Annotated in this window: 7 protein-coding genes and 1 pseudogene; 4 read left to right on the top strand and 4 right to left on the bottom strand. The window is 39.9% G+C overall.

Annotation, left to right across the window (positions count from 1 at the left end; all coding sequences use genetic code 11):
• Positions 1-98: 98 nt before the first annotated feature.
• Both PSH50_RS19400 and PSH50_RS19395 read right to left on the bottom strand, forming a co-directional pair.
• Positions 99-1,340: a TonB-dependent receptor gene (locus tag PSH50_RS19400; protein WP_273609982.1), complete on the bottom strand. Its 1,242-nt coding sequence runs from the start codon at positions 1,338-1,340 to the stop codon at positions 99-101.
• 108 nt (positions 1,341-1,448) lie between these two features.
• Complete coding sequence (locus tag PSH50_RS19395) at positions 1,449-2,363, bottom strand: LysR family transcriptional regulator (protein WP_248451989.1); 915 nt, start codon at positions 2,361-2,363, stop codon at positions 1,449-1,451.
• A gap of 125 nt (positions 2,364-2,488) precedes the next feature.
• On the opposite strand from PSH50_RS19395, the pseudogene PSH50_RS19390 reads away from it, so the two are divergent.
• Positions 2,489-2,830, top strand: a pseudogene (locus tag PSH50_RS19390) (LysR substrate-binding domain-containing protein); the annotation flags it as partial.
• A 1-nt stretch (position 2,831) separates the two neighbouring features.
• On the opposite strand, the gene PSH50_RS19385 reads toward PSH50_RS19390, so the two are convergent.
• The gene (locus tag PSH50_RS19385; RefSeq protein WP_337946905.1) at positions 2,832-3,671 is read right to left on the bottom strand and encodes a LysR family transcriptional regulator; all 840 of its coding nucleotides are present in this window, start codon (positions 3,669-3,671) and stop codon (positions 2,832-2,834) included.
• A gap of 155 nt (positions 3,672-3,826) precedes the next feature.
• Between PSH50_RS19385 and PSH50_RS19380 the strand changes: the two genes are divergently transcribed.
• Together PSH50_RS19380 and PSH50_RS19375 are read left to right on the top strand one after the other, a co-directional pair.
• Entirely contained in the window at positions 3,827-4,795 is a 969-nt protein-coding gene (locus tag PSH50_RS19380) for an aldo/keto reductase family oxidoreductase (protein ID WP_273587939.1), read from the top strand.
• 20 nt (positions 4,796-4,815) lie between these two features.
• Positions 4,816-6,555 carry an alpha-amylase family glycosyl hydrolase gene (locus PSH50_RS19375; protein WP_273587938.1) on the top strand — a complete coding sequence of 580 codons (1,740 nt, stop codon included), beginning with the start codon at positions 4,816-4,818 and terminating at the stop codon, positions 6,553-6,555.
• Between the two features lie 59 nt (positions 6,556-6,614).
• Here the strand turns inward: PSH50_RS19375 and PSH50_RS19370 are convergent, their stop codons facing one another.
• The gene (locus PSH50_RS19370; RefSeq protein WP_273587937.1) at positions 6,615-8,684 is read right to left on the bottom strand and encodes a bifunctional 2',3'-cyclic-nucleotide 2'-phosphodiesterase/3'-nucleotidase; all 2,070 of its coding nucleotides are present in this window, start codon (positions 8,682-8,684) and stop codon (positions 6,615-6,617) included.
• Positions 8,685-8,819: 135 nt separating this feature from the next.
• Here PSH50_RS19370 and PSH50_RS19365 point away from each other — a divergent pair, with 135 nt between their 5' ends.
• Positions 8,820-10,253: an amidohydrolase family protein gene (locus PSH50_RS19365; RefSeq protein WP_055254757.1), complete on the top strand. Its 1,434-nt coding sequence runs from the start codon at positions 8,820-8,822 to the stop codon at positions 10,251-10,253.
• Positions 10,254-10,266 lie beyond the last annotated feature (13 nt).

The following is a 10,266-nucleotide window of genomic DNA, read 5'->3' as shown; positions in this document are numbered from 1 at the left end:
TATGCTATGTTTATTCATGTTAGCCTCTGCTGTTTAGTTAATTGACAAACTAATTATGGCTCTGGCTTTGAATTAAGCTAACCCACGAAAAGCGGAGGCTAACACCGTGTGGGAGTCATTATGTCTAACTCGTTCCACGATTTATCTAACGAATCGTTAGTACCGGCTGAGTACATATCTACTTTAAAGTAGTTGTAACGCACGCCAGGGGTTACAAATAACTGATCGGTTACAGCGATTTCGTCTTCAATATAAATAGCGTGCGAGTCGGCAGTGTCTTTATTGGTTTGTACGTGGTTTTCTATACGTTTTGATACTTGCTCATACCCTTCGCCGCCGTAGCGTAATGTATGGTTAAATCCAGCAAGTGCAATTTTAGATGTTGCAAGGGCAGTGTAGCCCGTATGCTCAGAGTTACCCTCAGTTCCTAGTGCAATATAGCTTAGTTCGTTGCGATAAACGCTAGCGCGTAGGGTAATGGCATCGCCTTTATTTAGTTCGTAGGCAAGTGAAGTGCTGGTACGTGTGTAGTCAATATCTTCTGTTTGCGCGTCTGAATCTTCAGCAAAGCCAGCACCAAAGTTGGTTTTTACGTAGTAATCGCCTTCATCGTTATATCTGTCGTATGAGAACACTAAACGGTTACTCTCGTTTACATCCCAGCCGAGCTTGAAGATGCCATCTACCGTGCGGCCTTCGTTACCTGTAACTTCTTTACCATTGCCGTTTTCAAAGTTATTTCTGTCGGTGTAGGTGTAGTAGGCAAGGGCGTCTATATTGTCGGTTAGCTGACCATATACCGCAGCAGAGCCACCTGCGTAATCATTAGTACCTAAGTTTGTGTATAAGCGCGCGCCAAAATCTTCACCTGGCTCTAGTAAATCTTTAGCATCTTTGGTTTCAAAGGCTACACCACCAGAAAGGCCGCCAGTTAGCACCGAGTTAGTCCCTACTTTTATATCTACTGCTTTTAAAATATCAGCATTAATAAGTAAGTTTCCTGAGTGGTGGAACATATTATTGTTTTGGCTAATACCATCAACAGTAATGTTTAGGTCTAAATCGTCAACACCACGAATATTAATACCTTGTACAATAGAGTGCGAGCCACCTACGTCAATACCAGCTTGGTCACGGAGTAAATCACTTAAATGGTTGGCTTGTTTTCTTTCAATATCGTCTTGTAGTAGCGAGTCATTAGTAATTGTTGTGCCCCATACTTCAATGGTTTCAGAGGTATCGGGAGCTTGCTCTGCTAAGCTTATGAATGACATACCAGTACACAAAGTACCAATAACAACGTTAAGCGCGTGCTTATTAAATGGGAGCGTGTTTTTCATGGTGAGTATGTTTATCTAATTTTAATATTATTAAGAATGATTCGTATTAAACAGCTCACCGCCTTAAATGGCAATTTAAAATACATACCCTACATGAATAACAGTTATTTAAACTTCAAATACTTTATTTTTTACAAGCTCTCTAAACCATTGACATACAGGGTCATTATGGTGGCGTTGATGCCAGTATAAAGCCACTTGTGCATACTCTGAGCTAAGCTCTGGGGGCGGGGTTCTGGCAACTACGTCATGCTGTTGGCACACATCTGCAGCAAAATGATTGGGCACATAAAATATTAAATCAGTGTTTTCAGCAATGCTGCCAATACTGTAAAAGTTTTTTAAGCGTATTGGCGTCGCTATATTATCAATGCCTAGCGCGGCAAAATTTTGTGCAATAGTTAATGCTTTTTCACCCTGAATTGATATTTGCCCAAAATTACAATCACGCAATAAATCAACGCTTAATTCTTGTTTAGCCAGCCTGTGGGAGCGAGCCATTACTAATTTAAACTCGCGCTCAAACAACGGCTGTTGATATAACTTACCCTCTGAATTAGCGGGCTTGTGGCCAGTAATCACAAAGTGCGTATCGCCTTTAAGCAAATCAGAAAACTGCGGCTTAGGCAGGGTGTCTATTTCAAGGATGATATTAGGCGCTTGCTCGCGAACATCTTTAATTATTGTTTTTATAAATAAATGCATTTGCGGCGGTAGGCCAAACAGTTTTATGGTGGCAGTGCTGGTTTTAGGGTCGAAGGTTTGCTTGTTAACCAGTGTTTCTACCATATTTAAAATAGAATTTAGGTCTTGCTGAATTGATTGCGCTTTTGGTGTTAGCTCATACCCTCCAGCCATTCTTATTAATAATTGATCGTCAAACAAGGAACGCAATTTACTTAACGAGCGGCTTATAGAAGGTTGGCTCATGCCTAAAGTTAAGGCGGTATTGCTAATATGTTTTTCGTTTAAAAGCTGCTTTAAAATAATAAGAAGGTTTAGATCGAGCTGATTTAAATTCATAGTTAGGTTTGCAAGTTATCAGTATTTCAAGCCATTATCCTAGCACTTAATTAGTTAGGTAGGTAAAGATGTTTATTTTTCAGGTGCTGAAATAGGCTTAATTGTTTTAATATGATCTAAAAAATTTTAATTGCCTTATAAACACGGTTGTCGCTAACGCAAAGCGTTGGAGTTATAGGCTTGATGGTAAGAATACCATTGTAAAAGTCTCAGGTAGTTTAGAGGTTAACGACTCACAAAGTTTAAAAGCGTTTGCTTTAGCAAGCCAAGGTGTAGCGCAATTACCTAATTTTTACGTTAACCAAGCACTTAAAAGCGGTGAGCTGGTAGAGGTGCTAAGTGAATACGCGCCAAGCCCGCTGCCTATTAATTTACTTTATCCGTCTCAACGTTTGTTAAGCCCAACTGTTAAAGCTTTAGTCGATTATTTAGTAAACCACTTATCTCAATATAAAAGTAATTGGTAAGCTAGTTTCTAAACCAGTTGGTGGTAAATTTAATAAAATGGCTAATACGTGCTGATTCGTTAATTAGCTGAGGGTGAATTAAATACACATCAGATTGCGGATACTGTAACTGCGTTAATAGCGGCTTTAAAGTGTGCGCGTTAATTTCTAAATCTACTAAATACTCCGGGGTGTATATAATTCCTTGACCTTGCAGCGCAAGGTTTTTAAGCATGTGGTTATCGTTAATGCTTAGTTTTCCTTCAAGCTCAATGGCCCTATCGGAAAAATGCCACAGGCTAAATTGCGTGCTGGTTAAACAGCTATGCTTTAATAAATCTTCAACGTCGCTTGGCTCACCATTTTTAGCAATATAACTAGGCGAGGCACAGCACACCTGTTTATAACTAAATAGCTTTTTGGCAATCATGTTTTGGGGCGGATCAAGGGTTGATCTAAATGCAATATCGTAATTGCTTTGAATCAAATTGTGAGGGGTGTAGCTGCAGTCTATATTAAATTTAACATCAGGGTACTCTTGGTTAAATTGCTCGCAAATAGTTAGCAGGTATCTATTAGTAAATTGGCTCGGCGCGGTAATTCTAATGTTGCCGGCAATAGCCTCGTGTTCATGGGCTAAGGTTCGTTCAAGCTCTAATAATGTGCTTTTAATATTTCCCATACAACTAAGCACATGCTTTCCCTGCGGGGTGAGCTTTACACTGCGGGTTGTGCGAATAAGTAGGGCTCTTTGGTATTCTTTTTCGAGCGCTTTTATTTGCTCAGACAAATACCCTCGGGAGATCCCAAGCGCTAAAGCTGCCTTTGAAAAGCTTAAGTGTTTGGCTACTTCGTTAAACAAAAATAACCGTTCAAATTTTTTATGTTCTCTCAGCATTTAAATGAGCACTGTGTTTTTATTGTTTGTTATAGCAAATAATGAGTTTTATTTTTAGTATTTAGTTGAATAATTTAATCGGTAAACTACAAGTCACTCTTTTTTAATACCGATAACTCATGACCAATAAAACTATTTCTCAATTTATACCCAATGCTAGCGAACTTATTTATGGCTGTATGGGCTTGGGTGGTGGCTGGAATAACAACCCAATAACAAAAGCCGATATAAACCAAGCACATACAGTAGTAGAGGCAGCGCTTGAAAATAACATTAATTACTTTGACCATGCTGATATTTATACTTTTGGTAAAGCAGAGCAGGTATTTGGTGAAGTTTTAAAAACGCGCACCGACCGTGATAAGTTAATTATTCAATCTAAATGCGGTATTCGCTTTGAAGATGAGCATGGCCCAAAGCGTTATGACCTTTCAGGACAGTGGATAGAGCAAAGTGTAAATAAAAGTTTAGCGCAGCTAAAAACAGACTACTTAGATGTACTTATTCTGCACAGACCCGACCCACTCATGTGCCCTCAGGAAATTGCTAGCACTTATAAAAAACTAAAAAGCCAAGGCAAGGTACGTTTTTTAGGGGTGTCCAATATGCAGCAACATCAAATAAAAGCCATTCAACAAGCCCTGTCAGAGCCACTTATTTTGAATCAAGTAGAAATGAGCTTATTAAAAAATGACTGGGTTGAAGAGGGCATATATGCTGGTAACGCGCAAGGCGCAAATATTAACTTTACGCCGGGCTTAATCGAGTTTTGCCAGCACGAGAATATACAGCTGCAGGCGTGGGGAAGTTTATGCCAAGGGTTGTTTTCGGGTGCTGATATAACCTGCGCTGAAACCCGTATTAGAAACACGTACCAATTAGTACAAAGCTTAGCTGCGCAGTACGAAACAAGTGCAGAAGCCATTGTACTGGCATGGTTAAACAGGCACCCTGCAAACATTCAGTCTGTAATAGGGACTACTAACACTGCGCGTATTAAAGCGTGTGCACAAGTAAACAAAATACAATTAACGGCCGCTCATTGGTATGCACTTTACGAAAGTGTAAAAGGTTGCGAGCTGCCATAGTTTAGTAAAGGAGCACTAAAATGATAAAAAACACACTAACAACATTTTTACTAAGCACTGTAGTGGCATTAACGGCCTGTAAAAGTAATCAGCCACCAGCGGCCGGTAACGCAAACACTGCAAGCACTGATAATTATTTACAGCGCGATGTACGCGACGATATATTTTATTTTGTATTACCTGATCGTTTTAATAATGGCGATCCGCAAAACGATAATGGCAGCAATGAGCATGCTATTTCGGCTGGTGGGTTAAATTTAACAACCACCAGTGGTTTTCATGGTGGAGATATAACAGGCATTGAACAAAAGCTCGACTATTTAGAAGCGCTAGGGGTTACAGCAATTTGGATGACGCCTTTATTACGCAACCAAGCGATTCAATCAGATGGTGTTGCGCACCATGGTTATTGGATTGTCGATTTTAGCGAAATAGACCCGCACTTTGGTGGGAATGCTTCTTTAAAAAAGCTAATTGATGCAGCTCATAAAAAAGGCATTAAAGTATTTTTTGACATTATTACTAACCACACAGCCGATATTATTCGTTACGACGAATGCCACATGCCAAACGGTCAATTTAAAGCAGGTTTAACGCATTGTGAGTATAAAGCGCTAAATAACCCTAAGCCGTATAGCCCATTTATTCCTGAGCACTTAAAAAATGTTAAGTACCCAAAGTGGCTAAACAATGTCGATTATTATCACAACCAAGGCGACAGCACCTTTAGTGGTGAAAGCTCACTTAATGGTGATTTTAACGGCCTAGACGATTTAAAAACAGAGCATCCGCAGGTGGTGAGCGGCATGGTCGATATTTATCAAAATTTAATAAAAGAGTTTAAGCCCGACGGCTTCAGAATCGATACCGTACGCCATGTAAATCTCGAGTTTTGGCAAACATTTACACCCGCTATTATTGATTACGCTAAAGCGCAAGGGATTCCAAATTTTCACGTGTTTGGTGAGGTGTACGACCCTAATCCTAAAAACCTAAGTGTATTTACTACAGAAGGTAAAATTCCATCGGTGCTTGATTTTGCATTTCAAAAAATAGCGGCCGATGTGTTTTTTAAAGGACAGAACCCAAGCGCCATTAGCGAGCTATTTGCACAAGACTCACTATACCAAGATGAAGACAGCCAAGCCGATTTACTTATGACCTTTTTAGGGAACCACGACATGGGCAGACCTGGCTTATTTATAAACCAAACATTTGATCACGAAAGTGATGAGCTTAAATTAAAGCGCAGCCAATTAGCGCATGCATTTATGTTTTTATCTCGCGGTATACCGGTTATTTATTATGGCGATGAACAAGGTTTTACAGGCGATGGCCACGATATTGATGCACGCGAAGATATGTTTGCATCAAATGTTGCAAGCTATAACGACAATAACCTTATAGGCACCACGCAAACAACGGCCGATAATAACTTTAATCAGCAGCACCCATTATTTAAAGCTATTGCGCAATTAAGTAAGTTACGAAAAAATCACGAAGGGCTTCGCCGCGGTGAATACAACGACTTATTTTTTGCTAAAAACACTGGCATGTTTGCGTTTTCACGCACAGTAAAAGGTGCAGAGCAGGCGTATATTATTGTGTTTAATAGCGAAAAAACGCCACAAACAATAGAGTTTAATAGCCCGTATAAACACTTTTCGCCTCTTGTAGCTGCCGAGCAACTTGAGCAACAAAATGGCAAGTTAACGGTCACTTTAAAAGGGCTAAGATATAGTGTGTATATTGCTAAATAATTAAGGGTTTAGGTTAAGTAAAAGCCAGCTGCTAAGCTGGCTTTTTTATGCCTTAAAGGTTATTGCTTTAAATCTATGGTGTATAGCGCAAAACCATTTTCGTCTGTTTTAAGTGGTGAGGTAGGCGCAACAGCAGGGAGTGTTTGTGCAATAGTAGCTACCTCATCAAGCGGTGATGTTCTAAACACAACGTTTAGCTCTGTGCTGGTGGTCACGGTGCTAAAGCGCCAGTTATTATCGGCCGAAGGGTCAATACTGCCTGTGCTACTTTTAGCGGCTTCGCTAATAATATAACTACGCAGCACACCGCGGTTTTCATCTGGGCCTTCAAATGTTTCACGGCTAGTACCATCAATCGCCGGGAAGTTTCCGCCGCCCGATGCACGATAGTTATTAGTTACAATTAAAAACTCTGCCTCTAAATCTATCGCTTCACCTTGGTATTGCAAGTTAGTAATGCGCGAATTGTTTTCACTTATTAATACGCCATCGTTGTCGTATCGTTTTGGCTGAGTGACGTCAATTTCAAAGGTAACACCGTCAATAATATCAAAGTTAAAAGTAGGAAAAGTGGTATCGAGTAGGTTTTGCTCAGCGCTGCTGTTTACATCAATTTGATTAAACTGACCCGCAGAGCGTTCAAGCCACTCTTTAACATCGCTACCTGTTACTTTTACTATACGAATAGTGTTTGGAAACACATATAAACTAACGGTATCTAGTAGGGTAATATCGCCTGCTTTTACATTGGTATAATCTTCAATACCATTGCGCCCAGCTCTAAAAGGGGCTGCTGCCGAAAGCACAGGTAAGCCATCAAGCTCAGTGCCTTGAATAAATGCTTTACCCCACGCTATTTGTGCATCTGATACTATTTGAATTGACGGATCGTCTTGTACCAAAGCAAAAAAGCTATAAATTGGGTTTGAAATTTCAGCAAATGGTTCGCTCACCCAATCAATCGTTGCTTGGTGTTCAAGTTCAATTGCGGCAGCTACATCGGTATCTACAGCAGCTAAATCAACAAAGTCGCCGTTTTCATCTGTACCACTAATGGCGCGGGTTTCTACTTTTGAGCTTGTTACTTCCCAGCCGCCTTCATCGTTTGGCTCAACAATCAAATCAATAACCCCTAAGTTATTGCCAAAAAAGCCAGGCATAACAGCCGGTACGCCATTAAGTTTACCGTTTACGTTATCAATACCCGCCGATTCATAGCCATCGTACGACGAATCACCCGGAAACAAACGGTGGTTATGACCAAACAATATGGCATCTACGTCATCTACTTTAGACAGGTAAAGCGCCGTATTTTCAGCGAGGTCTTCTTGGGCGCTGGCTGTTAACCCAGAGTGCGGAATGGCAATAATAATATCGGCGCCTTGTGCTTTCATTTGTGGAATGAACTTTTCAGCAGTAGCAACAATATCTTTAGCAATGACCTTACCTTGTAAGTGCGCGCTATCCCATTGCATAATTTGCGGTGGGGTAAGGCCTAAGTAACCAATTTTAATTGTTTGTTCGTTGCCGTTTATATCAAATACGGTTTTATCTTGAAGGTAGTACGGTGTGTAACGGTTTTCATCGTTGCTGTCGTCATCATCTCCATCATCAACGTATACATTGGCATTAATATACGGGAAGTCGGCACCACTTAATGTGGCATCTAAAAACTCTAAGCCAAAATTAAACTCATGGTTTCCTAAGTTAGCAACATCGTAATCAAGCAAGTTCATTGCTTTAAAGGCCACATGGGTTGCGCCATTTAAAATATCGTCTTTACGTACAATCGCTTCGTAATCGCCAAGCGGGCTGTTTTGAATTAAATCACCATTATCAACAAGTACACTGTTTTGCACTTCATTGCGGGCTTCTTTTATAAGGGTAGCGGTATTAACAAACCCTAAGGTTTCTGAGGGGGCTTGTGCAAAGTAATCGTAGTTAGATAAATACATGTGTATGTCGGTTGTTTCCATCACGCGCAAAGTAACCGGTGCAGGCTCTGGTGTTTCTACAACGACAGGGTCGTTATTATCTTCACCATCAATATTGCAGCCACTCAATGCGAGTGCAATAGTCAGTGCCAATGTTGATTTTAAAGCGTGCTTTTTAGCGATTCGATTTTTCATGGTCATTCCGTGTAATTTAAAAAGAGTACAGTAAAAAAGATTTATTAAAGTATGATGAATTAAAATGTGAATCCTGATTTACATTTTTAGGTGGTGCATTTATAGTAATGTCTTCTACCAAGATGAGCACACACTATGAGTATATCTATGTACGCATTTAAAAAAATTAAAAAATCTTTATTATTAATTGCTTGCGCTTTAACTAGCTTTACAAGTTATGCAGTTGATGAGCAATTTGTACGTTATCAAGCGGGGCGTTATGCAATTAAAAATATCACGTTAATCGATGGCACCGGCAAACCGGCACAAACTAATCAAACGGTTGTAATAAATAAAAATAAAATTGTGAATATAGGCGCCACAGCAGAAGTAGGCGTCGCTAAAGGTGTGAATATTATTGACGGTAGTGGAAAAACATTAATTCCGGGATTGGTGATGATGCACGAGCACATGTTTTATCCTACCGGTAAAGCACATTACACCGAAATGCTTTACAGCTTTCCTCGCCTATATTTAGCAGGCGGTGCAACCACAATTCGTACTGCAGGCACCACTGCACCATATGCTGATTTAAAATTAAGAGATGATATAAACGCAGGTAAAAGTTTAGGCCCAGATATAGATGTAACGGCGCCGTATTTAAATGGCCCCGGTTTACCTATTTTAAAAATAAAGTCGCTACGCGATGCAGACGATGCTAAAAAAATGATGGACTACTGGGGCTTAGAGGGGGTTACCTCATATAAAGCGTATATGCATATTAATCAAAATGAGCTTGATGTTGTTATTAAAAAAGCGCACGAGCAAAATAACAAAGTAACGGCTCATTTATGTTCAGTTACATACCGCGAAGCAGCCGCTTTAGGTATTGATAACCTAGAACATGGCTTTTTTGCCGCCACCGACTTTGTTAAAAACAAACAAAAAGATGTATGCCCAAGTAATAAAGACGTACAGCAATCGTTTGTTGAGTTAGATATAAACTCGCCAGAAGTAACGAGTCTAATAAATTACTTAGTGGCTAAAAATGTAGTACTTACCTCTACACTTACTGTATTTGAAACCTTTACTAAAGGTCGCCCTAAAGCCTACCCAAAAGCACTTGATGCATTAATACCGCAAGTACGTGATCAGTACGAGTCGCGCTTTGAAAAAATAGCAAAGCAGAGCGAATCTAGTTGGCCTTTAGTATTTAAAAAAATGATGCAGCTAGAAAAAATGTTTGTAGCCGCTGGTGGTAAATTAATGGTGGGCACCGACCCAACAGGTTATGGCGGCGTTATTGCTGGCTTTTCCAACCAGCGTGCAATTGAATTACTCGTAGAGGCTGGGTTTATGCAGCCACAAGCAATAAAAATAGCTACGTTAAATGCAGCGCAGTATTTAAATAAGCAAAATACAATAGGTAGTATTGAAGTAGGTAAACATGCCGACTTGGTTATTGTTAATGGCGACTTTGCTAAAGATGCGTCGGCTATCCGTAATATGGAAACTGTATTTAAAAATGGTGTAGGCTATAACTCAACAGCACTTTTCGATAACACTAAATCGGTTGTTGGGCTTCATTAAAATAATAAAGGAA

The sequence above is a fragment of the Pseudoalteromonas sp. Angola-7 genome, assembly GCF_028599255.1.
In the GTDB taxonomy this organism is placed as follows: domain Bacteria; phylum Pseudomonadota; class Gammaproteobacteria; order Enterobacterales; family Alteromonadaceae; genus Pseudoalteromonas; species Pseudoalteromonas atlantica.
Note: the sequence above shows the minus strand (reverse complement) of the source record. Positions and strands in the feature narration are given on the sequence as shown.